The 25,368-nt window shown below is 50.5% G+C and carries 21 protein-coding genes and 7 tRNA genes; 1 reads left to right on the plus strand and 27 read right to left on the minus strand.

Going from position 1 to position 25,368, the window contains the following annotated elements; translation table 11 throughout:
• Positions 1-80: 80 nt before the first annotated feature.
• The 20 genes from gshA to pncC all read right to left on the minus strand — a co-directional run bounded on the left by gshA (position 81) and on the right by pncC (position 16,910).
• Entirely contained in the window at positions 81-1,655 is a 1,575-nt protein-coding gene (gshA, locus tag RN22_RS07220; RefSeq protein ID WP_082111381.1) for a glutamate--cysteine ligase, read from the minus strand.
• Between the two features lie 112 nt (positions 1,656-1,767).
• Positions 1,768-4,596 (minus strand): pitrilysin family protein, encoded by a 2,829-nt coding sequence (locus tag RN22_RS07225; protein WP_046303720.1) that lies wholly within the window; start codon positions 4,594-4,596, stop codon positions 1,768-1,770.
• Positions 4,597-4,617: 21 nt separating this feature from the next.
• Entirely contained in the window at positions 4,618-5,049 is a 432-nt protein-coding gene (locus tag RN22_RS07230) for a YqaA family protein (protein WP_046303721.1), read from the minus strand.
• Positions 5,036-5,623 carry a fructose-1-phosphate/6-phosphogluconate phosphatase gene (gene yqaB / locus RN22_RS07235; RefSeq protein WP_046303722.1) on the minus strand — a complete coding sequence of 196 codons (588 nt, stop codon included), beginning with the start codon at positions 5,621-5,623 and terminating at the stop codon, positions 5,036-5,038. Before yqaB ends, RN22_RS07230 begins: the two co-directional genes overlap by 14 nt.
• Entirely contained in the window at positions 5,623-6,558 is a 936-nt protein-coding gene (locus RN22_RS07240) for an NADP-dependent oxidoreductase (RefSeq protein WP_046303766.1), read from the minus strand. The genes yqaB and RN22_RS07240 overlap by 1 nt, the downstream gene beginning before the upstream one ends.
• 103 nt (positions 6,559-6,661) lie before the next feature.
• Positions 6,662-7,792 (minus strand): sodium ion-translocating decarboxylase subunit beta, encoded by a 1,131-nt coding sequence (locus RN22_RS07245; protein ID WP_046303723.1) that lies wholly within the window; start codon positions 7,790-7,792, stop codon positions 6,662-6,664.
• A gap of 10 nt (positions 7,793-7,802) precedes the next feature.
• The gene (gene oadA / locus RN22_RS07250) at positions 7,803-9,587 is read right to left on the minus strand and encodes a sodium-extruding oxaloacetate decarboxylase subunit alpha (RefSeq protein WP_046303724.1); all 1,785 of its coding nucleotides are present in this window, start codon (positions 9,585-9,587) and stop codon (positions 7,803-7,805) included.
• Positions 9,588-9,624: 37 nt separating this feature from the next.
• Positions 9,625-9,870, minus strand: a complete 246-nt coding sequence (locus RN22_RS07255; protein WP_002540086.1) for an oxaloacetate decarboxylase subunit gamma — start codon at positions 9,868-9,870, stop codon at positions 9,625-9,627.
• 437 nt (positions 9,871-10,307) lie between these two features.
• Positions 10,308-10,384 (minus strand) — tRNA-Arg (locus RN22_RS07260).
• A 45-nt stretch (positions 10,385-10,429) separates the two neighbouring features.
• Positions 10,430-10,506 (minus strand) — tRNA-Arg (locus tag RN22_RS07265).
• Between the two features lie 99 nt (positions 10,507-10,605).
• Positions 10,606-10,682 (minus strand) — tRNA-Arg (locus RN22_RS07270).
• A 16-nt stretch (positions 10,683-10,698) separates the two neighbouring features.
• Positions 10,699-10,791, minus strand: a tRNA-Ser gene (locus RN22_RS07275).
• A 10-nt stretch (positions 10,792-10,801) separates the two neighbouring features.
• Positions 10,802-10,878: transfer RNA gene (locus RN22_RS07280), tRNA-Arg, on the minus strand.
• A gap of 48 nt (positions 10,879-10,926) precedes the next feature.
• Positions 10,927-11,003, minus strand: a tRNA-Arg gene (locus tag RN22_RS07285).
• A gap of 12 nt (positions 11,004-11,015) precedes the next feature.
• A tRNA-Ser gene (locus tag RN22_RS07290) sits at positions 11,016-11,108 on the minus strand.
• A gap of 277 nt (positions 11,109-11,385) precedes the next feature.
• Positions 11,386-11,583 carry a carbon storage regulator CsrA gene (gene csrA, locus RN22_RS07295; RefSeq protein WP_002537591.1) on the minus strand — a complete coding sequence of 66 codons (198 nt, stop codon included), beginning with the start codon at positions 11,581-11,583 and terminating at the stop codon, positions 11,386-11,388.
• 485 nt (positions 11,584-12,068) lie between these two features.
• Positions 12,069-14,651 carry an alanine--tRNA ligase gene (alaS, locus tag RN22_RS07300; RefSeq protein WP_046303725.1) on the minus strand — a complete coding sequence of 861 codons (2,583 nt, stop codon included), beginning with the start codon at positions 14,649-14,651 and terminating at the stop codon, positions 12,069-12,071.
• A gap of 155 nt (positions 14,652-14,806) precedes the next feature.
• A complete protein-coding gene (locus tag RN22_RS07305; RefSeq protein ID WP_231590868.1) occupies positions 14,807-15,226 on the minus strand; it encodes a regulatory protein RecX in 420 nt (139 codons plus the stop codon).
• Positions 15,227-15,255: 29 nt separating this feature from the next.
• Positions 15,256-16,299 carry a recombinase RecA gene (gene recA / locus RN22_RS07310; protein ID WP_002537588.1) on the minus strand — a complete coding sequence of 348 codons (1,044 nt, stop codon included), beginning with the start codon at positions 16,297-16,299 and terminating at the stop codon, positions 15,256-15,258.
• Positions 16,300-16,412: 113 nt separating this feature from the next.
• The gene (gene pncC, locus RN22_RS07315) at positions 16,413-16,910 is read right to left on the minus strand and encodes a nicotinamide-nucleotide amidase (RefSeq protein ID WP_046303727.1); all 498 of its coding nucleotides are present in this window, start codon (positions 16,908-16,910) and stop codon (positions 16,413-16,415) included.
• Positions 16,911-17,059: 149 nt separating this feature from the next.
• On the opposite strand from pncC, the gene mutS reads away from it, so the two are divergent.
• Positions 17,060-19,600 carry a DNA mismatch repair protein MutS gene (gene mutS, locus RN22_RS07320; RefSeq protein WP_369700094.1) on the plus strand — a complete coding sequence of 847 codons (2,541 nt, stop codon included), beginning with the start codon at positions 17,060-17,062 and terminating at the stop codon, positions 19,598-19,600.
• 87 nt (positions 19,601-19,687) lie between these two features.
• On the opposite strand, the gene rpoS is transcribed toward mutS, so the two are convergent.
• From rpoS to ispD, 7 genes are read right to left on the minus strand one after another with little or no spacing between them, the layout of a single operon-like run.
• The gene (gene rpoS, locus RN22_RS07325) at positions 19,688-20,665 is read right to left on the minus strand and encodes an RNA polymerase sigma factor RpoS (protein ID WP_046303729.1); all 978 of its coding nucleotides are present in this window, start codon (positions 20,663-20,665) and stop codon (positions 19,688-19,690) included.
• A 55-nt stretch (positions 20,666-20,720) separates the two neighbouring features.
• On the minus strand, positions 20,721-21,683 hold the full coding sequence (gene nlpD, locus RN22_RS07330; RefSeq protein WP_156168180.1) for a murein hydrolase activator NlpD: 963 nt from the start codon (positions 21,681-21,683) through the stop codon (positions 20,721-20,723).
• Positions 21,684-21,693: 10 nt separating this feature from the next.
• Positions 21,694-22,314 (minus strand): protein-L-isoaspartate(D-aspartate) O-methyltransferase, encoded by a 621-nt coding sequence (locus RN22_RS07335; protein ID WP_046303730.1) that lies wholly within the window; start codon positions 22,312-22,314, stop codon positions 21,694-21,696.
• Positions 22,315-22,329: 15 nt separating this feature from the next.
• The gene (gene surE, locus RN22_RS07340; protein WP_046303731.1) at positions 22,330-23,076 is read right to left on the minus strand and encodes a 5'/3'-nucleotidase SurE; all 747 of its coding nucleotides are present in this window, start codon (positions 23,074-23,076) and stop codon (positions 22,330-22,332) included.
• Positions 23,057-24,115 (minus strand): tRNA pseudouridine(13) synthase TruD, encoded by a 1,059-nt coding sequence (gene truD / locus RN22_RS07345; RefSeq protein WP_046303732.1) that lies wholly within the window; start codon positions 24,113-24,115, stop codon positions 23,057-23,059. The genes surE and truD overlap by 20 nt, the downstream gene beginning before the upstream one ends.
• Entirely contained in the window at positions 24,108-24,593 is a 486-nt protein-coding gene (ispF, locus tag RN22_RS07350; RefSeq protein WP_002537579.1) for a 2-C-methyl-D-erythritol 2,4-cyclodiphosphate synthase, read from the minus strand. The genes truD and ispF overlap by 8 nt, the downstream gene beginning before the upstream one ends.
• 16 nt (positions 24,594-24,609) lie before the next feature.
• Entirely contained in the window at positions 24,610-25,344 is a 735-nt protein-coding gene (gene ispD / locus RN22_RS07355; protein WP_046303733.1) for a 2-C-methyl-D-erythritol 4-phosphate cytidylyltransferase, read from the minus strand.
• Positions 25,345-25,368 lie beyond the last annotated feature (24 nt).

Here is a 25,368-nt window from a genome sequence, read left to right on the forward strand (position 1 = left end):
ATGCGAGCATCTTCAGGTTGTTTGGGTATAAAAAAACAGGCTGGGGATACCAGCCTGTTTATTGCTAAAGCAGTATCACATCAGAGTGATACACTATCACCAAAATACTCGGCCAGATACTGCTCAAAGCTGATACCGTCGCCTTGCTCCACATCTTGCTGACGTTTCAGGCTGGCTTCGCTTTCTGCTTCAAACTGTTGCTTAGAGAAAGTTTCGTAGTCACCTTGGGCAAACAAGGCCTGATTGTCTTTAGCAATACCAAGACCCACTTTACCGATGCTTTCATTATCGAGTACATCTTTCAGCAGTTTCGCTGATAGGGTTTTATCCGGGTTGTCGAACCAGCCTGACAGCTCGTTGCAAACAGACTGGTACTTATCACCGCCGTTAGCTTTGTCCATCACAATTGCCAGCTCAGCCAGATCAGCAAAGACACGGCGTCCCCACTCGGCTTGCGTCAGTTGTTCGCCATCGCAGCCAATTTGCAGCGTCAGACCCGGTTTACGTCCTTCCAACACTACTTTGTTCCAGTTCTCGCGCCAGCATTGCAGCTCACAATCTGTCATTGGTGCTGACTCAGACAGCGCACACCAAGTGATGAACAAGTCGAGGAAGTAAACCTGATAGTCATCAATGCCGACAGGGCTGAACGGGTTCACATCCAGCGAGCGAACTTCGATGTATTCAACACCGCCGCGTTCCAACGCTTCAGACGGCTTTTCACCACTTTTCGCCACTCGCTTTGGACGAATCGGCGCGTAGAGCTCGTTTTCAATCTGAAGGACGTTGCTGTTGAGCTGGCGATAACCGTTTTCGTCTTTCACGCCAATCTTGGCAAAGTCAGCAGACGGCGTACCAATTGCCGCGCGAACACCTTGCAGGTATTGCTCTAGACTATCAAAACCAATCTTCAGGCTGCTTTGTGCATTATTGGTGTAGCCCAAATCGCTGAGACGAAGTGAGGTTGCGTATGGCAGATAACAAGTACCATTACCCACCTCTTTAAAATCCAGTTTCGACTCAGTTTTGTTGATGAAAGATCCACATAGCGCTGGTGAAGCACCAAACAAATAAGGGATCATCCAACCAAAGCGGTAGTAGTTTCGGATCAAACCAAAATACGCTTCTGAGACGGATTCCTGTCTTGCGTACGGTGTCTGATCGCCAAACAACTGCTGCCAGAAACTGCTTGGGAACGAGAAATTGAAATGCACGCCGGAGATAATTTGCATCACGCTGCCATAGCGGTGCTTCAACCCCTGGCGGTACAGGGTCTTCATTCGACCTACGTTTGACGAACCGTACTGTGCCAAGGTGATGTCGTCTTCGTTCGCGACATAACAAGGCATCGACATTGGCCACAACGATTCTTCGCCCAGTGTGCGATAGGTGAATCGATGAATGTCCTGCAGTTGCGAGATCATTTCAGGCACGGAATAGGTCACCGGCGTGATGAATTCCAGCAATTGCTCGGCGAAGTCGGTCGTGATCCACTGGTGAGTCAGGGCAGAGCCTAACGCTTTTGGATGGGCGTCGGAGGACAGCGTGCCTTGGGGTGTAATGCGCAATGCTTCGCGTTCAACACCTCGGCCTATGCCTTTGAGCGCTTCCGGGTTTGCGGAGAACGCTTCCAACCTTTGGGAGAAACTAGTCAAGGCTGCACTCGTTTATTGTCATAAAGCAGTAAGATGGCTAAGCATAATCACTCTTGGTGGCAAAAGCCATCTCACTGTATTTACTCTTGGCTTCCCTGCCGAGGTTTAGGGGTTAATTCTCAACCACTAAACGCTTTACGGGCAGTCCCAGTGTGGAAAGTGCGGGTTCAAGTGTCGCCGCATCTCCCACAATAATCACCTGATACGCGTCAGGTTCGAACCATTTTGCCGCTAGTGCATTGAGGGTTTCTTTTGAAACCGTCTCAATAATGGCTTTCTGCTGCGCTTTGTAATCTGACGGCAACTGGTGGCGCATCATGTTGGCAATAAGACCGGCTTTATCGCCAGGCGTTTCATAACTCAGCGCATCTTTTTGGCCTACGGCGAGTCGCAGGAACTTCAATTCATCGTCAGTGATGCCACTCACCGCCATCTCGTTGAGTTCATTTTGCATTTCGCGGACAGTATCGACCGTACTGTCTGCGCGCACTTGCGCCTGAAATACGACACGGCCTGTGTCCTGATTACCCACTACATAGCCGCCGGCTCCATAAGTGTAGCCTTTGTCCTCACGAAGATTCAGGTTAAGGCGCGAGTTGAAATTTCCAGCCAGATTGAAGTTTGCCAGTTGGGTTTTGAACATCTCACCCGTAGCGTCATAAGGCATGGCATGACGCACCATTTGCACCACGCTTTGCGGCGCACTGGGTTTATCCACCAGCCAGATTTGCGGCTCGGCATATTGCTTGCGTTCTGCCGGTGCTGGCGCAGTGGCCTTATCCCCTTTCCAACGGCTCAACCCATTGATCTTTGATAGCAAGGTTTGCTTATCAATGTCTCCGACCGCAATCAGCCGCGCATTGTCGGGCGTGTAATTATCTGCATAGAACTGCTTCACATCATCAAGCGTCAGGTCATTCAAGGTTTCCTTGGTACCTTCTGACGGCAAAGCGTGCCAGGGGTCACTGTAGAGCACTTCACGTCTGGCCTGCCCAGCCTGCCATTGCGGCGTTTGGTGACTAAACTGAATACCTTCCAGTGCCTGCTTCTTTAAGCGATCGAAATCTGCTTCATCGAAGCGCGGATTAAACAGCATGTCCCCTGCAAGCGTCAGAGTTTCACGCAGGTTTTTAGTCAATGAGGAAACGCTGATTGTGGTGCCACGTGATGACGCGCTGATACTGATGCTTGAGCCCAGGCGATCTAACTCAGCAGCAATATCTTCACTGCTTCGATGGGTCGTGCCTTCAGATATCAAATCTGCCGTCAGAGACGCCAATCCATTCTTGCCCTTTGGCTCCATCAAACTTCCGGCAGGAAGCACCAGATGCACAGTCACTGTCGGCGTTTCGTTTGATTCAGCGCCGGAGATCTCAATCCCATTGCCCAGCTTAGCGTGATAAAGCTCAGGCACTTTCACTGATACTGAACCGTTAGGACCCGGTGGCACGCTGCGATCAAAGGTTTCCGGGGTGTAACGCATCACCTGCTTTTCTGACTCACCGGATGATGTCGCCCTAGTTGCGGTGTAGTTTTGCTCGGCCGCTTGCAGGCGTTGTTGACCTCTAGGCACTACTGACACATTCACCGAAGGCTGTTGCCACACAAAGCGGTTAAAGGCATTTTCCACGTCTTGGGTGGTCACGCCATTCAGCTCATCAAGCCAGCTTGCCAGCCTGTCTGGGTCACCATAGAAGGTTTCATTCGACGCAAGCTGCGAAACCTTACCCTGCACACTTTGCAGGCCAAACACGGCACCTGCTTCCGCGCTGCCTTTCACCTGTTCCAGATCGTCTTCTTTGATACCGCGGACTTTGAGTGAATCCAGCACCTTCATCACATCACCGCGAAGCTCGCTGAGATCTTGACCACGGTTACCTAACACGTAAAGCTGGAAGTTACAGGAAAGCTCTGCACAATCTTGATAGGCACTGGCACTGAGCGCTTTGCCCGGTTTCACCAAATCTTGATACAGCAGGCTGTTGCGCCCTTGGCCTAACACCGAGCCCAACATGTCGACCGCCACGCGGGAATCTGCACTCGGGTATTCGGTTGGCCAGCTCATCACCAGCATTGGCTGCTGAATATTGTCTTCGAGCGTCACAAAACGGTCAGCGTCAATAGTCACAGGCCATTTGTCCGCCGCTTTGACTTCCGGTCCACGTTGGATATCACCAAAGTATTTGTTCACCCACTTCAATGTCTGCTCAACATCGATATCACCACCAATGGTTAGCGTGGCATTGTTCGGTCCATACCAACGCAAGAAGAAGGCTTTCAAATCGTCAACATCAACGCCGTTCAAATCCTCTACATAGCCAATCGTCGGCCAGCTGTAAGGGTGAGTTGGCGGATAAAGCGCCGCGGCCAGCGTTTCATGGACCAGACCATACGGGCGGTTTTCAAAGTTCTGTGCCCGTTCGTTTTTCACCGTGTCACGCTGGATTTCGAACTTACGCTGGGAGACCGCTTCAAGCAGAAAACCCATTCTGTCCGATTCCAGCCACAGCATTTTTTCCAGTTCGTTGGCAGGCACGGTTTGATAGTAGTTGGTGCGGTCGCGGTTAGTGGTGCCATTGACGCTACCACCAGATTCGGTAACAAATTTGAAGTGCTGCTGATCGCCGACATGCTTCGAGCCCTGGAACATCATGTGCTCGAAGAAATGCGCAAAACCAGATTTACCCGGTTCTTCACGCGCGGAGCCGACATGATATGTCACGTCCACATGCACCAGAGGATCAGAATCATCCGGATGCAAGACCACTGTCAGCCCGTTGTCCAGCTGGTATTTTTGATAAGGAATCGACGGGGTGTTCTCGCCTGCTTTCTCTTGTTCGATAAACGTGATGCCCTCAGGCAGTGAAGGCTGGGAAGTGGCCTGATACACGCCACACCCCGACAGCCCTAATACGGCGGCAGTGAGGATAAAATAACGCACTAACTATCCTTTCTATGATCGTTAAAAAAGAAGGCCTCGGGTGACCAGTGCCAGAATGAGATAACGCAGCGCTTTACCGATCGCTATCAAGATCCAGCACCAACGTTGTTTGAGTCTCAGCCATCCGGCAGCAAGACAAAGGGGGTCACCAATAATGGGAAGCCAGCTTAGCAGCAGCGTCCAGTAACCGTAACGTTGCAGCCAGCTAATGGCTCTTTGACCGTGTTTTTGGTTAAGGGTTCGCGCGGGAATAAAACGGCCTATCCAATAGTTGGTCATGCCACCAAGGGTATTACCCAAAGTCGCTACCATGACCAGTATGGCGATACCGTAATCACTCTGCTTAAGAAGGTAAATCAGGTTGGCTTCTGAGCCACCGGGAAGCAAGGTTGCGCTGAGAAAACCGGTCGAAAACAAGACCCACAGCGCAGAGTCACCACTAATCCAATCCAACGTCTGTCACCCGTACATCTATGACATCCATCCCTGCTGCCGCCGCAGCGTCAATGCCAAATATCGCGTCTTCAAACACCAGACACCTTTCCGGTGACACATTCATCAGCTGCGCACAGTGTAAAAAAGTATCCGGCGCAGGTTTGTGGGCGGAGACCTGATCCGCCCCCACCACATAATCAAACAAATGAAGAAGCCCAGATTTCTCCAGCATTCTCGTCGCAATGTCAGTCAAGGTTCCTGTTCCCACTGCCATCGGCTTTTTGCCTGCATAGTATTTAGCCACTTCAACAAACGGCAGTTGCTCAAGATGATTTTCCATCAGGTATTTGAAAGACTGCGTTTTGTGATCAGCCAATGTTTGGGGCTCAATCGCCAGCCCCAACTCTTTCACCAAAGTTTGAGCCGTCAAAATCGTCGGACTGCCACCACGGGAGTGATACCAACTTTCATCAACCTCAAATCCAAAGTCGGAGGCCGTTTGCTGCCAGGCTGCAAAGTGCGCAGGCATGGAATCAAGCAGCGTACCATCGAGGTCGAAAATCAGCGCTTCGTATTTGTCATAGCGACTCATTATTGCGGGATCTCCAAAAGAATTTTTCCACGGGTTTTGCCGCTTTGAATATCGACATGCGCCTGAACTCCGTCTTCAAGCGGATAGATTTTACTGATTTCGATGGTAAGCGATTTGTCCGAAACCGCATTCAGCAGCGCATCAAGCTGGGTAACATTCGGCTGTACCAGCATACCCTGGGCAATGACACCGCGTTTCTCTGCCGCTTCGATAATGCGCGGAGCCGTAATGGTTGGCACAGTGACCACACGACCACCGACTTTCACTGAAGCCAATGCCGCTTCGCCAACATCGCCGCCCATCAGGTCAATCAGCACATCAATGTCCTCAACCTGCTGTTCAAGTGGTGCTTTGCCATAATCCAAAGCGGTAGCCCCCAGCGAAGAAACAAACTCTGCATTTTTGCCTGAACAACTGGCAAAGACATCTGCGCCCTTCGCTTTCGCCAGTTGGATGGCGATATGGCCAACACCGCCTGCGCCTGCCAGGATCAGTACTTTGTCGTCTTTGGTCGTGTTGACTAACTCAAGCGCCTGCAATGCTGTCAGACCCGCAACGGGAAGCGTTGAGGCTTGCTCCAAAGACACATCCTCCGGCACAAAAGAGAGCGCATCAGAAGGAGCGCAAAGATACTGGCCATAGCCCCCGCCTTCGACAATACGTCCCACGATACGATCACCAGCCTTAAACTGTCCGCTATCATGCACGACCACACCTGCTGCATCAAAGCCTGGCGTCCAGGGCAAGCTGTCTTTGATTTTCTCTGCGCCCCAGCCAAGACCAGCACGGGTTTTAGCATCGATTGGGTTAACGCCAGCGAACGCCACTTTCACCAGTACCTGACCTTCAGATGGTGTTGGGATATCGGTTTGTTGCAGCTTGAGGGTGTCTGGTTCACCGAAAGCAGTGATGGCAAGTTGGAGGTTCTTTGGCATGGTTTCATCCTTTTTCTGCACCAGCATTTTTTCCAGTGTTAATAAAAAAGGCGGAAGACTCAATGCCTTCCGCCTTATTATTTTGTGAACGTATTTTAAAGGGTTAGCCGACCAGTGCCAGCAGAACACCTGCTGCAACCGCTGAGCCCAATACGCCTGCGACGTTTGGCCCCATTGCGTGCATCAACAGGAAGTTATGCGGGTTGGAATCAAGACCTACCTTGTTAACCACACGTGCAGCCATAGGTACAGCCGAAACACCTGCCGCACCAATCAGTGGGTTGATGTTGTCTTTGCTGTATTTGTTCAAAAGCTTAGCCATCAGTACGCCAGCCGCAGTACCGATACTGAACGCGACCGCACCCAACACCAGAATACCCAGCGTTTCAAACTTCAGGAATGATTCTGCCTGAAGCTTAGAACCGACTGCCAGACCCAGGAAGATGGTCACGATGTTGATCAGCTCGTTTTGTGCCGTGTTTGACAGACGGTCAACCACGCCACATTCACGCATCAGATTACCCAGACAGAACATACCAACCAGCGGTGTCGCAGAAGGCAGGAACAGAATCGCCATCATCAGTACCGCCAGTGGGAAGATGATTTTCTCTGTCTTCGAAACGTGACGCAGTTGCTGCATCTCGATCTTACGCTCTTCCTCGTTGGTCAGCAGCTTCATGATTGGCGGCTGGATAATTGGCACCAGCGCCATGTAGCTGTATGCCGCAACGGCAATAGCACCCAGCAAGTCTGGAGACAGGCGACTGGCCAGGAAGATGGCTGTTGGGCCGTCCGCACCACCGATAATAGCGATAGATGCCGCATCTGCCAGCGAGAACTCCATGCCAGGAATCAGGTTTAGCAAGATGGCACCAAACAAGGTGGCGAAGATACCAAACTGCGCAGCCGCGCCCAGCCAAAGGGTACGAGGGTTAGCAATCAATGCACCAAAGTCAGTCATCGCACCCACGCCCATAAAGATCAGCAGTGGGAAGATTCCAGACTCAATGCCTACGTAGTAGACGTAATACAGCACGCCACCCGGCTCGGTAAAGCCGGCATTCGGGATATTCGCGAGGATGGCACCAAAGCCGATTGGCAGCAGAAGTAAGGGCTCAAAGCCCTTACGAATCGCCAAAAACAACAGGCAACAACCGACAGTGATCATCACGAGCTGGCCAAAATCAAAGTTGGCCAGACCGGTTTCACTCCAGAGGATTAACAAACCTTCCATGATTTTCCTCTTACGCCAGGCTCAGTAGCGGTGAACCAACGGTAACAGAGTCACCTTCTTTCACCATTACGTCTTGCACGACACCAGCGCGGGTTGCGCGAACTTCTGTTTCCATCTTCATTGCTTCCAGAATCAGCAGTACATCGCCTTCCTGAACCTGATGACCTTGTTTAGCAACCACTTTGAAGATGTTACCCGCCAAAGGCGCGGCAACCGCTTCAGATGCACCTGCTGTTGGTGCAGGGGCAGGAGCTGCAGTTGGCGCTGCCGCAGAAGGCGTCACAGATGTCAGCTCGCCTTGTGGGCCAACGACCACATCGTAAACCTGGCCGTTTACTTGAACGCTGTAAGCTTCAGTGCCACCCGCTGAAGCAGGTGCTGCTGGAGCCGCTGCAACTTCAGGTTCAGTACCTGGCACAGGTTCAAAGGCATCCGGATTGCCACGGTTTTTCAGGAATTTCAGACCAACCTGTGGGAACAGAGAGTAAGTCAGAACGTCATCAACCTGTGCTTCTGCCAGCAAGATGCCTTCTTCTTTCGACTTAGCAATCAGCTCATCAGTCAGAATGTGAAGCTCAGGTTCAATGAGATCAGCAGGACGGCAGGTAATCGCTTCTCCACCATCCAGAACACGCGCCTGAAGTTCTTTGTTCACTTCTGCAGGTGCTGCGCCGTATTCGCCTTTCAGCACGCCCGCTGTTTCTTTGGTGATGCTCTTATAACGCTCGCCGGTCAGTACGTTGATGACCGCCTGAGTACCAACGATTTGAGAAGTTGGTGTCACCAGTGGGATATAACCCAAGTCTTCACGAACGCGAGGGATCTCTTCCAGTACTTCATCCAAACGATCGGCTGCGCCCTGCTCTTTGAGCTGGCCTTCCATGTTAGTCAGCATGCCACCCGGAACCTGAGCAATCAGGATGCGGGAATCAACGCCTTTCAGCTGACCTTCAAACTTCGCGTACTTCTTACGAACTTCTCGGAAGTAAGCAGCAATTGGCTCGATTTTCTCAAGCTGTAGGCCAGTATCACGCTCAGTGCCTTGCAGCATAGCTACAACGGTTTCGGTTGGCGTGTGACCGTAGGTTTGGCTCATGGAAGAAATCGCAGTGTCCAGCACATCCAGACCCGCTTCTACCGCTTTAACCGCAGTAGCAGTAGAAAGACCAGTTGTTGCATGGCAGTGCAGCGCAAGAGGGATATCACAAGAAGCTTTGATGCGCTTGATCAGCTCTTCTGCCTCATAAGGCTTGAGCAGGCCAGACATGTCTTTAATACATAGGGAGTGACAGCCCAGATCTTCAAGACGTTTTGCCAGATCAGTCCAAGTGTCCAATGTGTGGTAAGGGCTAGTGGTGTAAGACAACGTACCTTGAGCATGCGCGCCAACATCCACAGCGGATTTCACCGCTTTCTCAAAGTTACGCACGTCATTCATCGCATCAAAAATACGGAATACGTCCATACCGTTGGCGTGGGCACGCTCAACGAATTTCTCTACCACGTCATCCGCATAATGGCGGTAACCCAGCAGGTTCTGACCACGCAACAGCATTTGCATTGGGGTTTTCGGCATCGCTTTTTTCAGTTCGCGCAGGCGAACCCATGGGTCTTCACCCAAGAAGCGGATACAGGCATCAAAGGTTGCGCCGCCCCAAGTTTCCAATGACCAGTAACCGACATCATCTAACGCAGCGGCAATCGGTAACATGTCATCAAGACGCATACGGGTCGCAAACAGCGATTGGTGCGCATCACGCAAGACAACGTCTGTAATAGCGAGTGGCTTAGACATACGACAAAACTCCTTGTAATTGTATGTTTCGCATCAGCTAGCGCTGGCGATTACGGTATTTATGTACTGCTGCAGAAATCGCAGCAATAGTTTCCCCTGACACCTGACCATTATTATTATTTGATGGGGTGGTCGTGGTGGTTGCCTGAGGTGGCAACTCTTCGGGGACCAAGCGGGACATCAGCTTGACCAGACCGACCAAGATGGTAAGAAAGACGAAAACCACTACCATGCCTGTCAGCATGAGTGTAGCGGCGTGCTGAAGAGTACTACCCAAATCCATATGTTTGCTTCCTTGCAGGTTACCGTATTCCATTTACCGGAAAATCGGCACGACTTTTCTCAACGAAACGTATTTTACATTTTGTTGAGAATTTACTCACTCAGTTAAGTTATCGGTCAAAATACTAACAAACTGCAATAATGACAATCCTGCAATACTCGTCAATTGCTTCATTTTCGGCCTCAGACGCAATAAATACGGACAATTGTTACCATTTTGTTAACGATAGACACATAAAACAGGCTGCAACTTGTTGCGGAAAGTTCGCAGTGTAAAAGTGCTATTTTTTAGTGAGTTAAGCGGTTTTTTCTCGAATAAGAAGAACAGTGAGCAGATAAAGTAGTAAAAGTATAAAAACGGAAAATATAGAGAAAAGTAAGGCTTTTGAGACAGTGAGAGATTAGTCGGAAAACTCGAATAGAAATGCAGGAAAGAAATGGCGCGACCGGGAGGATTCGAACCTCCGACCGCCTGGTTCGTAGCCAGGTACTCTATCCAGCTGAGCTACGGTCGCGCAGGCATTGATTGCATAAAGGTATCAATCAAGGTGAAAGTGAAATGGCGCGCTCGGGAGGATTCGAACCTCCGACCGCCTGGTTCGTAGCCAGGTACTCTATCCAGCTGAGCTACGAGCGCGCAGTAAACACTTCATGCATCATCCAGATGCCAGCGCTTCGTCGGAAACGGAGCTTCGTCCTTGGAAAGGCAATTGCCTTAAGGGAGTGTAAATTAGGATGGCGCGTCCGGGAGGATTCGAACCTCCGACCGCCTGGTTCGTAGCCAGGTACTCTATCCAGCTGAGCTACGGACGCGCAACTAATTTACAAATGGCGGTGAAGGAGGGATTCGAACCCTCGATACGGCTACAAACCGTATACTCCCTTAGCAGGGGAGCGCCTTCAGCCTCTCGGCCACCTCACCGCACAAATCATGGCGCGCTCGGGAGGATTCGAACCTCCGACCGCCTGGTTCGTAGCCAGGTACTCTATCCAGCTGAGCTACGAGCGCACAACAATTCGGGCTTGTTTTTTGGCATCGACCAAAAAACGAAAATAATGGCGCGACCGGGAGGATTCGAACCTCCGACCGCCTGGTTCGTAGCCAGGTACTCTATCCAGCTGAGCTACGGTCGCGCAGTGCAAGAATGGCGGTGAAGGAGGGATTCGAACCCTCGATGCGGCTATAAACCGCATACTCCCTTAGCAGGGGAGCGCCTTCAGCCTCTCGGCCACCTCACCGTCTTGCGGAGGCACATATTACTTTGAGCCAAGAATAAGTCAAACACTTTATCGGGAAAAATCTGCAATCTCGTTGCGTTTGCACACTTCTCCGCCATTTGCCGCTTTGGCGAGGCAAAACTGCCACCAATTGTGTTTTAAATGAACAACCTGACCACCTTAAAAAACCATAGTCTGGCAGTCTTTCTGGGGCATTGGATCGTCAGTTTAAATGCGTTTAGATAAAGAAAAGGCCGAGTCTATGTTCGGCCTTTCTGAAAACTTAAATACGCGGTGCTTAGAAGTTACCGCCAGTTGGCGCAGGGTTGCCCTTCTCTGCCTGTATACGCATGTAAATTTCTTCGCGGTGAACAGACACTTCTTTAGGTGCGTTCACACCAATGCGTACCTGGTTACCTTTTACGCCCAGCACGGTAACAGTCACTTCATCACCAATCATCAGCGTTTCACCCACGCGACGAGTCAAAATCAGCATTCTTCTACTCCTTGAGTATTTACAACTTTCTTATTCGTTGAGTCTGTTTGGTCTTCTAACTGCACGAGGTAAACTCACACGGCAGCGTAAGCTCCGAGATGGACTTTCAACTACTTTCCTTCCTTGCGAGCATCCTTTGCGAGCGCCTGCTATGTTCTCCAAGCGCCCGTCTGGCCTTTCAATATGGCTTATTTCTTTAGCTAACTCCAGTTAACCAATGAGATTTCGCATACCGAATCCAGACATTGTGACCCCTGTGCCCAGAAGATCACGTTGTCAGATACTGCGAGGCGGGAAAAGTTCATCCTACCGGGCAAAAATCAGGTGCATGCAGCGAATAAAACATAGCCACACACACATTAAGGCGATGCACTATACAGAGTTAAAAAAAAAGTGCAAAGAATAAACTTATCTTAGTCATGGAAAGAAAAAAGGCTTCCATCGGAAGCCTTTCTTTACATCAACTTAACGGCGTTGAATAGCGCTTAAAGGCGCTCTGTCAGCCAAGGAGCAACCGTTTCCAGAGCCGCTGGCAGTGCCGCAGTATCAGAACCACCTGCCTGTGCCATATCAGGACGACCACCGCCTTTACCGCCGACTTGCTGTGCCACCATGTTGACCAGCTCACCCGCTTTCACTTTGCCGGTCAGATCTTTGGTGACACCGGCAATCAGGCCCACTTTGTCGTCAGACACATTACCCAGGAACACCACACCGCTACCCATTTGGTTTTTCAAATCATCAACCATGGTACGCAATGCTTTGTTATCCGCGCCGTCTAGCTTGCTGATCAGTACTTTGATACCGTTGATATCCTGTACTTTGTTGATCAGGCTTGCGCTTTCCTGAGCCGCCAGTTTTTCTTTCAGCTGCTGGATTTCTTTTTCCAGAGATTTCGCACGGCTCTGAGATTCAGACACCTTCTTCGCAAACTCTTGCTGCTGGCTATAGAACGCATCTTCTGCACCTTGACCCGTTACTGCTTCAATACGACGTACACCTGCTGCGATACCGCATTCAGAAACGATCTTGAGCATACCGATATCACCAGTACGATTGGCATGAGTACCACCACACAGTTCGATAGAGAAATCGCCCATGGTCAGCACGCGAACATTGTCGTCGTACTTCTCGCCGAACAGTGCCATTGCACCTTTCGCTTTTGCCGATTCGATGTCCATGATTTCAGTAGACACGTCGTGGTTACGGCGAATTTGTTCGTTCACCAATTTCTCAACGGCACGCAGCTCTTCTGGTTTCACCGCTTCAAGGTGAGAGAAGTCAAAACGCAGACCTTCAGCACGAACCAAAGAACCTTTCTGTTGAACGTGCTCGCCCAATACGATGCGCAGCGCTTCGTGCAGCAAGTGGGTGGCTGAGTGGTTCAGTGCAATCGCCTGACGACGCTCTGCATTCACTTTTGCTTCCACGTTGTCACCAACGCTCAGCATGCCATCAACCAACTTACCGCGAAGACCAATAGCCGCGCCGTATTTTTGGGTATCGATAACTTCGAACTTGCCCGAATCTGTCATCAGGAAGCCCGCATCACCGCACTGCCCGCCTGATTCTGCGTAAAACGGCGTTTGGTCCATAATGATCACAGCTTCGTCTGCTGTTGCCAGCGTCTCAGACGCCATACCATCAACAAAGATATCCGTGATCAGGCCTTTGCCTTCGGTCGCACCGTAACCGGTGAACTCAGAGTTACCTTCAACTTTGATCACTGAGTTGTAGTCAGTACCAAATTGGCCTGCTTCACGCGCGCGTTGGCGCTGCTCTTCCATGGCTGACTCAAAGCCTTCTTCATCAATAGTGAAGCCACGCTCACGTGCCACGTCGTTAGTCAAGTCAGCTGGGAAGCCGTAGGTATCGTAAAGTTTGAAGACGGTTTCACCGTCCAGCACTTTGCCATCCAGCGCTTCCAATGCATCGTTCAGAATTGCCATGCCGCGATCCAGTGTGCGACCGAAGTTTTCTTCTTCAATCTTCAGCACTTTCTCAACCATTGCTTGCTGGTTCTTCAGCTCTTCACCTGCGGTGCCCATGATCTCAGCCAGAGGACCTACGAGCTTATAGAAGTAAGAGCCTGTTGCTCCCAGCTTGTTACCGTGACGAACTGCACGACGAATAATACGACGAAGAACGTAGCCACGGCCTTCGTTTGAAGGCATGACGCCATCAACAATCAGGAATGCACATGAACGGATGTGGTCGGCCACAACACGCAGTGACTGGTTAGACAGGTCTTCGTAGCCAATCACTTCCGCTGCTGATTTGATCAGGGTTTGGAAGATGTCGATTTCATAGTTTGAGTGAACGCCCTGCATGATCGCAGCGATACGCTCGATACCCATACCTGTATCAACGGAAGGCTTAGGCAGTGGTTCCATCGTGCCATCGGCATGACGGTTGTACTGCATGAATACGTTATTCCAAATTTCAATGAAGCGGTCGCCATCTTCTTCTGGAGAACCTGGAGGACCACCCCAGATATGGTCGCCGTGATCGTAGAAGATTTCAGTACATGGACCACAAGGACCAGTATCACCCATCTGCCAGAAGTTATCTGACTCGTATGGCTTACCGCCTTTCTTGTCGCCAATACGAACGATACGGTCAGCTGGAATACCGATCTTCTCGTTCCACAGCGCGAATGCCTCGTCGTCTGTTTCGTAAACCGTCACCATCAGGCGGTCTTTTGGCAGTTGCAGTACTTCAGTCAAGAATTCCCACGCAAAGGCGATGGCGTCTTCTTTGAAGTAATCACCGAAGCTGAAGTTACCCAGCATTTCGAAGAAGGTGTGGTGACGGGCAGTGAAGCCTACGTTTTCCAGGTCATTATGCTTACCACCGGCACGTACACAGCGCTGCGCTGTTGTCGCTCGGGTATAGGCGCGTTTTTCTAGGCCTAGGAAGCAATCTTTAAACTGGTTCATACCTGCGTTTGTGAACAACAGCGTTGGGTCGTTGGCAGGCACGAGCGATGAGCTAGGCACGATAGTGTGCCCTTTGCTTTCAAAGAATTCGAGAAACGCGCGGCGGATCTCGTCGGTGCTCATGTACATTGGCTAATCCTGAAAATTGGAGTTGTAGTAATCACTGCGTCGCGTAACAGGCGACGTGATCAGAGTCAATTGGCGGTCATTGTAAACAACCTGACCAATTGCGAAAAGAGGCATAAACAAGATAGATCGCAGACTATGCCTGCAATCGCTGGGTTTTAGTCGTCTTTCGAGAGGGCGTAGCTGATTTGGTCGAAGCTGAAACCGCGACTTTGCAGGTAACGGGTCCATTTGGCGCGTTGCTTGAAATCTACCGTCGGTAAGGTGCCGTCGTAATTACCGAAACGGCGTTTAGCCAGATCTTTTGCCAGCTCGAACCAATCATGCTGTTGGTTTTCCTGCGCAATTTCCAACAATGACGTGCTGATGCCCTTTCGTTTAGCGTCAAAGCAGATACGTTGCCAACCATGACCTTTCGAGGCCCCATGGCGAAGCAGCATTTCGGCAAAACGTTTATCATCCAGCCAATGGTGGAAAAGACAGTGTTCTATTGCGGCATCGATTTCTTCAGGAGGGCACTGTCGCTGCGCCAGTTTCTGACGCAGCTCCAGTTCAGAATGGTCTCGGCGGGACAGCATGCCCACCGCCAATTCTTTTGCAGTTAAACTCAGAACGCTTCCTCTTCAGGCAGTTCAGCGTCGTTGTTCTCTGCTTGCGGCTGGCCGGTTTGTAGCAGCATGTCACGCAGAGTCTTATCCAATTCTTTCGCGATTTCTGGATTCTCTTTCAGGAATCGACATGCGTTTGCTTTACCCTGGCCAATCTTATCGCCGTTGTAGCTGTACCATGCACCAGCTTTCTCAACCAGCTTGTGTTTCACACCCAGATCAATCAGCTCACCGTAAAGGTTGATACCTTCACCGTACATGATTTGGAATTCAGCTTGTTTAAACGGTGCTGCAATCTTGTTTTTCACGACTTTCACGCGGGTATCGTTACCCACGACTTCATCGCCTTCTTTGATAGAGCCGATACGACGGATATCAAGACGAACAGAAGCATAGAATTTCAGTGCATTACCACCAGTAGTGGTTTCTGGGTTACCGAACATCACACCAATCTTCATACGGATTTGGTTGATGAAAATCATCAGGGTGTTGCTGTTTTTGATGTTCGCCGTCAGTTTACGCATCGCCTGAGAAAGCATACGTGCCTGCAGACCCATGTGAGAGTCACCCATCTCACCTTCAATTTCCGCTTTCGGCGTCAGTGCCGCCACGGAGTCGATGATGATAACGTCAACTGCTCCAGAGCGAGTCAATGCATCAGCAATTTCCAACGCCTGCTCACCGGTGTCTGGCTGAGACACCAGCAGGTTGTCGATGTCGACGTGCAGTTTGCGTGCATATACAGGGTCAAGTGCGTGCTCCGCATCGATAAACGCACAGGTTTTGCCTTGCTTTTGTGCTTCAGCAATAACTTGCAGTGTCAGAGTGGTTTTACCTGAAGACTCAGGACCATAGATTTCAACAATACGGCCGTATGGCAGACCGCCTGCGCCCAGCGCGATATCCAGAGACAGAGAGCCGGTAGAAACGGTCTCAATGTCCATCGTGCGGTCATCACCCAGACGCATGATCGAACCTTTACCGAATTGTTTTTCGATCTGTCCCAGGGCTGCGGCTAACGCCTTCTGTTTGTTGTCGTCCATTTGATTCTCCAACGGAAGCAATAATCGCTCAGATAACTGTTTAATTGATGCTAAGTATACTGTCCATTTATACAGTGTCTAGCCCTGTATAAAATTTTTCTTCGCTTTTCGTGTTACTGCTCCGGTTTTTCGCTTTCTAAATAAGAGAGTAAGCGACACAGACTATGTGCAATGGTATTGCGGCGAATTTCATGCCTGTCACCATCAAACAAACAGGTTTCTGTGACAGTGCCTTTGCGGGTTGCCCAACCGAAGCACACCATGCCTACCGGTTTTTCTTCACTGCCACCGGTGGGACCTGCAATACCGCTGACGGCCAGGGCGAAATCAGCATTGGCTTCTTTCAATGCACCTGCCGCCATTTCCGCAACCACCTCTTCACTGACGGCGCCATGATCCACCAGCGTGTCTGTTGCCACACCGACCAATTCACGCTTTGCGTCATTGCTGTAGGTTACAAAAGCACGCTCAAACCACGCCGAACTCCCTGCTACCTCAGTCAGCACATAGGAGATACCGCCGCCTGTGCAGGATTCTGCCGTAGTCACCGTTTGGTTCGACGCTTTCAGTCTTTCGCCTATTTGTGTTGCCAGCTTAACGAGTTGCTCCATGATGTCCTCTTACGGCCTTGTTTTTACATCATCGCGAGATCGATACTTTACCCATTCATCGCGATTCACGTATCCTTGTTGCCTTCTCTTATCTTTGTAATTTTGCAGGCCAGATAGTGACAGTACAAGCGACAGCAAATCACACGCCGATGATGCAGCAATTTCTGAAAATCAAAGCGCAGCATCCCGAAGAACTTCTTTTCTACCGAATGGGTGATTTCTACGAGCTGTTTTATGACGATGCTAAACGCGCATCCCAGTTGCTTGATATCTCTCTGACCAAACGCGGTGCCTCAGCCGGTGAACCGATTCCGATGGCAGGCGTTCCGTACCATTCTGTAGAAGGATACCTCGCCCGTCTGGTTCAGCTCGGAGAATCGGTTGCGATTTGTGAACAAATCGGCGATCCAGCCACCAGCAAAGGGCCTGTTGAGCGTCAAGTCGTCCGTATTGTGACACCAGGTACCGTTTCCGATGAGGCGCTGTTAAGCGAGCGCGTCGATAACCTGATTGCGGCGATTTTCGCTCACGGTGAACGTTTTGGTTACGCCACGCTGGATATCACTTCTGGCCGTTTCCTACTGAGTGAACCCGCAACAGAAGAAGAAATGCAGGCAGAATTGCAGCGCACTCGCCCTGCCGAGTTGTTGTATCCGGAAGATTTCGCATTTCCATCGCTGACCGATATGTGCAAAGGCAGCCGCCGTCGCCCTATTTGGGAATTTGATTTAGAGACGGCAAAACAACAGCTAAACCAGCAATTCGGCACCCGGGATTTGGTCGGCTTTGGTGTTGAAGAATGCTCGCTTGGTCTTGCGGCTGCGGGCTGTCTGATGCAGTACGTCAAAGACACGCAACGCACCGCCCTTCCCCATATTCGCGCCTTGGTGAAAGAAAACAAAGATCAATCCGTGATTCTGGATGCCGCCACACGCCGTAATCTGGAACTCACCCAAAATCTGTCGGGTGGGTTGGAGAACACTGTTGCGTCGGTCCTCGACAGAACCACTACGCCGATGGGCAGTCGTCTTCTGAAACGCTGGCTCCACCAACCGATGCGTAATTTTGAGATTGTGAACCGTCGTCTGGATGCCATCACAGCTCTGAAAGACACTGGGCTCTACGTCGACCTGGCAAACTCACTTCGCCCTGTTGGCGATATGGAACGTATTCTGGGACGACTGGCGATTCGCTCTGCACGCCCTCGTGATATGGCGAGACTCCGCGGCGCATTGCAGCAATTGCCGGAAATCGAAAGCTTGCTTGATGAAGTACAGGATGAAGCGATTGCACCGCTGAAACAAGCCAGCGCCCCGATGCCAGAACTTGCAGAGCTGTTGGAACGTGCCGTTGTGGAAGCACCACCGGTAGTTATCCGTGATGGTGGTGTCATAGCCCCAGGCTACAATGCCGAGCTTGATGAATGGCGCGATCTGGCTGATGGCGCCACACGCTATCTTGAGGAGCTGGAAGCACGTGAGCGCGACCGTCACGACATAGATACGTTGAAAGTCGGATTCAATCAGGTTCATGGTTTCTACATTCAGGTCAGCCGTGGTCAAAGTCACCTAGTGCCGCCTTACTACGTGCGCCGTCAAACACTGAAAAACGCTGAACGTTACATTATCCCAGAGCTCAAAGAGCACGAAGACAAGGTACTCAATTCTAAGTCAAAAGCACTGGCACTTGAGAAGAAACTCTGGGAAGAGCTGTTCGACCAACTACTACCACATCTTGAGAAGCTGCAACGCGCCGCTGAAGCGCTTTCCACCCTAGATGTACTGGCTAACCTGGCTGAACGTGCTGAGTCACTGAATTACTGCCGCCCGACGCTGACTGAACAACGTGGCATTGATATCGCTGGCGGTCGCCACCCTGTGGTTGAGCAAGTGATGGACGCACCGTTTATCGCCAACCCAACCTCACTCAATCCAGACCGCCGTATGTTGATCATCACGGGTCCTAATATGGGTGGTAAATCGACCTACATGCGTCAAACTGCGCTGATCACTCTGATGGCACATATTGGCTCTTATGTGCCAGCAGAATCCGTCACCCTGGGTCCTGTCGACCGTATCTTTACGCGTATCGGTGCATCCGATGATCTGGCCTCTGGCCGCTCAACCTTTATGGTCGAAATGACAGAGACAGCAAACATTCTTCATAACGCCACAGAAAACAGCCTGGTATTGATGGATGAGATTGGCCGCGGTACCAGTACCTATGATGGTCTTTCACTGGCATGGGCAAGCGCAGAGTGGCTGGCAGAAAAACTCAAGGCGATGACGCTGTTTGCGACCCATTACTTTGAGCTGACGGAATTGTCCGGACAAGTGCCGGGGCTAGTGAACGTGCATTTGGATGCCGTAGAGCATGGCGATGAAATCGCTTTTATGCACGCGGTTCAGGAAGGCGCGGCGAGTAAGTCATACGGTCTCGCGGTTGCAGGGTTAGCAGGTGTACCCAAAACCGTGATTCAACGAGCGAAAACCAAGCTTCGCCAGTTGGAAGCCAGCGGACACGAAGTAGTGACAGGTGAGCAAGCCACACCAACCAGCAGTGCCGCCGCCCAGCTTTCACTGCTGCCAGAGCTTAGTGAAGTAGAAAAAGCGCTGGCTGATGTCGAGCCGGATAACCTGACGCCAAGACAAGCACTTGATGCCTTGTACCGACTGAAAGCGATGCTTTGACTTATCGACGCGTCAGACGGTAAAAACAGAAAAGCCCCAAAAGGGGCTTTTTTATTGAGCACACAAAGTGTTGATAAAAAGGTGCTATCAGTGCTCAGTGTTGAACAGAGACTCGATGTTCAGTCCCTGATGCGTCAGCATGTCACGTAAGCGACGCAAGCCTTCAACTTGGATTTGGCGAACACGTTCGCGTGTGAGGCCAATTTCACGACCCACATCTTCCAACGTTGACGCTTCGTGACCCAGCAAGCCGAAACGACGTGCCAGCACTTCACGCTGCTTAGGATTCAATTCCTGAAGCCAGTGAACGATAGACTTTTTCATGTCATCGTCTTGCGTGGTGTTCTCTGGACCGCCTTCTTTCTCGTCAGGAATGATGTCCAGCAATGCTTTCTCTGAATCACCACCAATCGGGTTATCTACCGAACTGATGCGTTCGTTCAAGCGAAGCATGCGGTTGACATCTTCAACTGGTTTGTCGAGTTGCAGGGCAATGTCTTCTGCTGTTGGTTCATGATCCAGCTTTTGTGCCAGCTCACGGGCAGTACGCAGATAAACGTTAAGCTCTTTAACCACATGAATAGGCAGACGAATAGTACGCGTCTGGTTCATGATGGCACGCTCGATGGTTTGACGAATCCACCATGTCGCGTAAGTAGAGAAGCGGAAACCACGCTCAGGATCGAACTTCTCAACCGCACGGATCAAACCGAGGTTACCTTCTTCAACCAGATCAAGAAGGGCAAGACCACGATTAGAGTAACGGCGGGAAATTTTAACCACCAGACGGAGGTTACTTTCGATCATACGTTTGCGAGCAGCTTCGTCACCGCGAAGTGCACGGCGTGCGTAAAGCACTTCCTCTTCTGCAGTCAGCAGAGGAGAATATCCTATTTCACTAAGATAGAGTTGCGTTGCATCGAGAGCTTTCGAGGACGCCGCAAACGATACGGACTCCTCTACCTCTTCAGCTACTTCGTCTTCAGACTCGATTTCGAGTTGTTCCATGTCAACATCTTCAACCATCAAGTCGTCGACTTTCTTTGCAGTATTATTCTGACTCATAGCGCCTCCCAATTTTGGCGTAGCAGCTAGACAGTACAGCAAGATCTGTCCCGGATTACCGTTTCGGCAAATACCTTAACGGGTTCACCGATTTTCCTTTATAGCGAATCTCGAAGTGCAACCGGACACTGTTTGTACCAGAGCTGCCCATTGAAGCTATTTTTTGCCCCTTTTTGACGCTCTGACGTTCCGAAACAAAGATGCGGTCATTGTGCGCGTAAGCACTAAGATAATCATCATTGTGTTTAATAATGATTAAATTGCCGTAACCTCTAAGTGCGTTGCCCGCGTAAACCACTTTTCCATCTGCAGAAGCATTAATGCTTTGTCCGCGGTTGCCAGCGATGTCGATCCCTTTATTTCCCAGCTCAGAACTGGAGAAGCCAGAGATGACTCGCCCCTTAGAAGGCCATTGCCAACTAATGGTTTCAGTCTTACCTGACGACTTGTTAGCGGATTTATCAACAGATGGTTTGTTTTTTGTTACAGGTTGACTGTACTCCTTCACTTTTTGCTGTTCAACATTTTTCTTATTTTGAGAGGAGGATCCCGACTTATTTTGCGAAGCGATTTTTTGATTATCTTGCTTCGATTTAGCAGAAGATCCTGAAACAGCAGGAGGTGTTGCCGCAACAACCGCAGGTGCTGTTGTTGCACCAACAGCACCAGTAACCACCACCGCAGCTCCTGCGTTAACATCCTTCTTGCCATAGGCTGGCGGTACATATTTCTCCCGCCATAGGTTCAGCTTTTGGCCGGGGAAAATGGTATAGGGTGCACTAAGGTTGTTAGCAGAGATAATGTCGTTAACGTCACGGTCCGTGATGTAAGCGATATAGTACAGTGTGTCGCCCTTTTGAACCTCATAGTAGCTGCCACGGTAACTACCACGTTCAATTTGCCCATAGTCAGGACCGACACTAGAGACAGGCGCAGGGCTAGTCACAGAGCATGCAGACAATAATCCCAACACAGAGAGAAACAATAAAATTTTCAACTGAATTGAAACCACTGCCACCAAAAGTTACCTACGCCAAATCACCAGCTACAAGTGGTACAAATCGAACCGCTTCAATGGCTTTTGTTTCAAATTCGTCACCACGGCGTGTGACTCGATACAAGGTTTGATCATTCTCACCGACAGGCACAATCAGTGATCCACCATCTGCCAACTGTTCGATCAATGCCTGAGGCATACTTGCTGCGGCTGCTGTTACGATAATGGCATCAAAAGGGCCTTTGCTTGCCCAACCTTGCCAGCCATCCCCATGTTTTGTCGATATGTTATACAGCTCAAACTGTTTAAAACGGCGTTTTGCGACCATTTGGAGTTGCTTAATTCGCTCCACGGAATAAACATGCTCAACCAGTTGCGCTAGCACACACGTCTGGAACCCCGATCCGGTTCCTACTTCCAGCACACGACTACCATGTTTAAGATCGAGAAGCTCCGTCATTTTCGCAACGATATATGGCTGAGAAATAGTCTGGCCAAACCCAATCGGCAGCGCATTGTTGTCGTAGGCTTGATGTGCCATTGCTTCAGAGACAAAGAGATGCCTAGGTAAACGCCCAATGGCATCCAGTACACGTTGATCTGATATTCCCTGTTGGCGAAGTAGTTGAATAAGTGAATGCGAGTAATTCACTAATGTCACCCTTTATTATTTCGTTGCGTTTTTAACCCAAAGATTCAGAGTGTCGATCGTATCATGTGCTGTCAGATCGACCTGAAGTGGTGTCAAAGAGACACAATTATTTTCAATGGCATAGAAATCAGTTCCTGGGCCAGCATCTTGCTTTGCACCAGGAGGCCCTATCCAATAGATAGCCTGTCCACGAGGATCTTTATCTTTGATCATGTCCTCAGCACGATGGCGCGCCCCCAGCCTTGTGACCTGCCATCCCTGAATATCATCCAAAGGAACATCAGGGACATTGATGTTTAACAAGCGGTTACGCGGCAATGGCATCTCTTTATCATTGAGCACCACTTTTTTTACCACCTGCGCAGCTGTATGGAAATGCGTGTTACCGCAAAGAGAGACGGCTATCGCAGGCACTCCCATAAAAAAGCCTTCTGTCGCAGCAGCGACCGTGCCTGAATACAATACATCATCACCGAGATTGGCTCCGTGATTGATCCCCGTAATGACAAAATCCACTTTATCTGTGACGATCGCATTCAACGCGACATGAACACTGTCAGTCGGTGTCCCCTGAACAGCATAACGACGTTCACCCACTTCGCGCAGGCGAAGCGGGTTTTCCAGCGTCAGGGAGTTAGAAGCACCAGAACGGTTTCTATCTGGGGCGACAACGGTCACTGTCGCGATATCAGACAGCACCTCTGCCAGTACATTGATGCCGTCAGCAAACACGCCATCATCATTACTGATCAAAATGTGCATCTGATTCTCGCTCTGATTTGTCTTCCATGACTTCTCGCATCACCGCTGTTGCAAAACATCCAGCAGGTAAAGAGAACTCAATCGTTAATGTGTCACCTTCACATTGCCAGCTCATCTCGTGAGGGTAGAGCAGCAACGGGCGACGTTCATGACGCATACGGTTACCGCGAATCACTGCGAGCAGATGAGGCTCAGTATCCACGATTTCCTGTTCAAACAGCTGTGCTTCACCTTGAGTAGGCAGTGCATTGTCACCGGTCATTGGGCCGGAGATTTGCCATTCGCGGTTTTGCAACTGTGCTTCCGCAGAGGCGACGTCTTCCACCAATTGGACCTGCTCTTTGTCGTCGATCAGTAAGTCGCCCAACATTGGCGTATGGCAAAGTTGCTTTTCGATCCGTGCAGACAACACTTGGTTGAACAGGAATGATCGAGCCGCAGACAGGTAGAAGCTGCGTTTGCTCTTATCACGTACTCGGAATTTATCCTGCCCCCAATCGCGCGCTGACGTCACGTTGTTACCATTACGACCAAATCGCTGGCTGCCAAAGTAGTTTGGTACACCTTGGTCGCGAATGTCGGCAAGACGCGCTTCAATTGCGTCATCACCTTCAAATTCTGTGATCACTAACTTGAAGCGGTTACCAATCAGGTCACCCGGGCGCAGTTTTTTGTCGTGACGGGCAGTGTCCAAAATGGCATCAACACCTTCATGTGTCGCGACAAACTCGCTTAAATCTGGATCTGGCTGCCCTGGTAGGTGCACACTAAACCACTGTTCTGTCACTGCGTGGCGGTCTTTCAGACCAGCCCAGCTCACATCACGGGATTTAACACCACACGCTTTAGCCAGCTCATTCGCAACGTATTTAGTGTTCTCGCCAATCTTTCGGATACGTACCAAAAAATGCTCTCCATGTCCGGCAGGCGTGAAATCCAGTGTTTCGCTAACGAAAAAATCTTCTGCTTTGGCCTTTAAACGGCCAGTTGCTGCTGGCTGACCATGCAGGTAAGCCAGTGCGTTCATTACATCAGTCATTGGAATCCTTACGGATGATCACCACAGCCTCACAGGCAATGCCTTCTTTGCGGCCGGTGAACCCCAGTCGTTCGGTGGTTGTCGCTTTCACATTCACGTTGCTGACATCCGTTTCCAGATCCTGGGCAATCGCCGCACACATAGCATCAATATGCGGTGCCATTTTCGGCGCTTGCGCCATGATGGTGACATCCAGGTTACCAATCACATAGCCTTTTGCTTTCACTTTGGCGTAAACATCGCGTAGGAGAAAACGGCTGTCAGCCCCTTCCCACTCAGCGTCGGTATCAGGGAAATGACGGCCAATATCACCAGCCGCAATTGCGCCAAGCAAAGCATCACACACTGCGTGCAGCGCCACATCACCATCGGAGTGCGCGACCAGTCCTTGCTCATAAGGCACTTTCACACCGCCAATGATCACTGGGCCTTCACCGCCAAACTTGTGTACGTCAAAACCGTGTCCAATACGAATCATGTTTCTTCCTCTCTTATCACTGGCCGCTATTGCGTTGGGCCAGGAAAAAGGTGGCGAGCGCGAGATCTTCGGGCTGCGTCACCTTGATGTTGTCTGCATGTCCAGAAACCAGCTTAGGTGCGCCACCGGCAAGCTCAATCGCGGAGGCTTCATCAGTCACTGCCAGCGATTTATCCAATGCTGTTTCTAATGCATTCAGTAACTGCTCACGCTTAAACATTTGTGGCGTTAAGGCATGCCAGAGTTGCTCACGGCACACTGTGGTTTCAATCTTGTTGTCGCCCGTGCCGCGCTTCATGGTGTCTCGCACCGGACAGGCTAGAATAGCGCCATGGGTGTGACTAGTCGCCTCAGCAATCAGTGCATCGATGTCCTGATGTCTGACACAAGGCCGGGCAGCATCATGCACCATCACCCATTCCGCATCAGTTGTGCGAAGGCCAGCCAAGACGGAGTCTGCGCGCTCTTTGCCACCAGTTGTCACCACAACACGCTTATCACTGCCAAGGGATGTTGAATGGAAATATCCATCCTCTTCACCAATCGCAATCACGACTTTATTGATGCTTGGGTGTTCCAGCAGGTAATGCACCGTGTGTTCAAGCAGCGTTTTATCTTCGATGGTGAGGTATTGTTTCGGCAGGTCCGCGCGCATACGCTTTCCTACTCCTGCCGCAGGGACAATCGCGACCACTTCAGGCGCGACAGATTGCGGCAAGCTTAAGGTTTCTTCACTGGCCGGGGTATTCATGTTTCTCTACTTAAAAAGGCGAGA

This window comes from Grimontia sp. AD028, from assembly GCF_000973155.1.
Lineage (GTDB): Bacteria > Pseudomonadota > Gammaproteobacteria > Enterobacterales > Vibrionaceae > Enterovibrio > Enterovibrio indicus.

Coding starts and splice junctions, on each gene's coding strand:
- yqaB (WP_046303722.1), bottom strand. CDS start 5,623: ATGAGTCGCTATGACAAATACGAAGCGCTGATTTTCGACCTCGATGGT.
- RN22_RS07240 (WP_046303766.1), bottom strand. CDS start 6,558: ATGCCAAAGAACCTCCAACTTGCCATCACTGCTTTCGGTGAACCAGAC.
- RN22_RS07245 (WP_046303723.1), bottom strand. CDS start 7,792: ATGGAAGGTTTGTTAATCCTCTGGAGTGAAACCGGTCTGGCCAACTTT.
- oadA (WP_046303724.1), bottom strand. CDS start 9,587: ATGTCTAAGCCACTCGCTATTACAGACGTTGTCTTGCGTGATGCGCAC.
- RN22_RS07255 (WP_002540086.1), bottom strand. CDS start 9,870: ATGGATTTGGGTAGTACTCTTCAGCACGCCGCTACACTCATGCTGACA.
- csrA (WP_002537591.1), bottom strand. CDS start 11,583: ATGCTGATTTTGACTCGTCGCGTGGGTGAAACGCTGATGATTGGTGAT.
- alaS (WP_046303725.1), bottom strand. CDS start 14,651: ATGTACATGAGCACCGACGAGATCCGCCGCGCGTTTCTCGAATTCTTT.
- RN22_RS07305 (WP_231590868.1), bottom strand. CDS start 15,226: ATGCTGTCCCGCCGAGACCATTCTGAACTGGAGCTGCGTCAGAAACTG.
- recA (WP_002537588.1), bottom strand. CDS start 16,299: ATGGACGACAACAAACAGAAGGCGTTAGCCGCAGCCCTGGGACAGATC.
- pncC (WP_046303727.1), bottom strand. CDS start 16,910: ATGGAGCAACTCGTTAAGCTGGCAACACAAATAGGCGAAAGACTGAAA.
- mutS (WP_369700094.1), top strand. CDS start 17,060: ATGATGCAGCAATTTCTGAAAATCAAAGCGCAGCATCCCGAAGAACTT.
- rpoS (WP_046303729.1), bottom strand. CDS start 20,665: ATGAGTCAGAATAATACTGCAAAGAAAGTCGACGACTTGATGGTTGAA.
- surE (WP_046303731.1), bottom strand. CDS start 23,076: ATGCACATTTTGATCAGTAATGATGATGGCGTGTTTGCTGACGGCATC.
- truD (WP_046303732.1), bottom strand. CDS start 24,115: ATGACTGATGTAATGAACGCACTGGCTTACCTGCATGGTCAGCCAGCA.
- ispF (WP_002537579.1), bottom strand. CDS start 24,593: ATGATTCGTATTGGACACGGTTTTGACGTACACAAGTTTGGCGGTGAA.
- ispD (WP_046303733.1), bottom strand. CDS start 25,344: ATGAATACCCCGGCCAGTGAAGAAACCTTAAGCTTGCCGCAATCTGTC.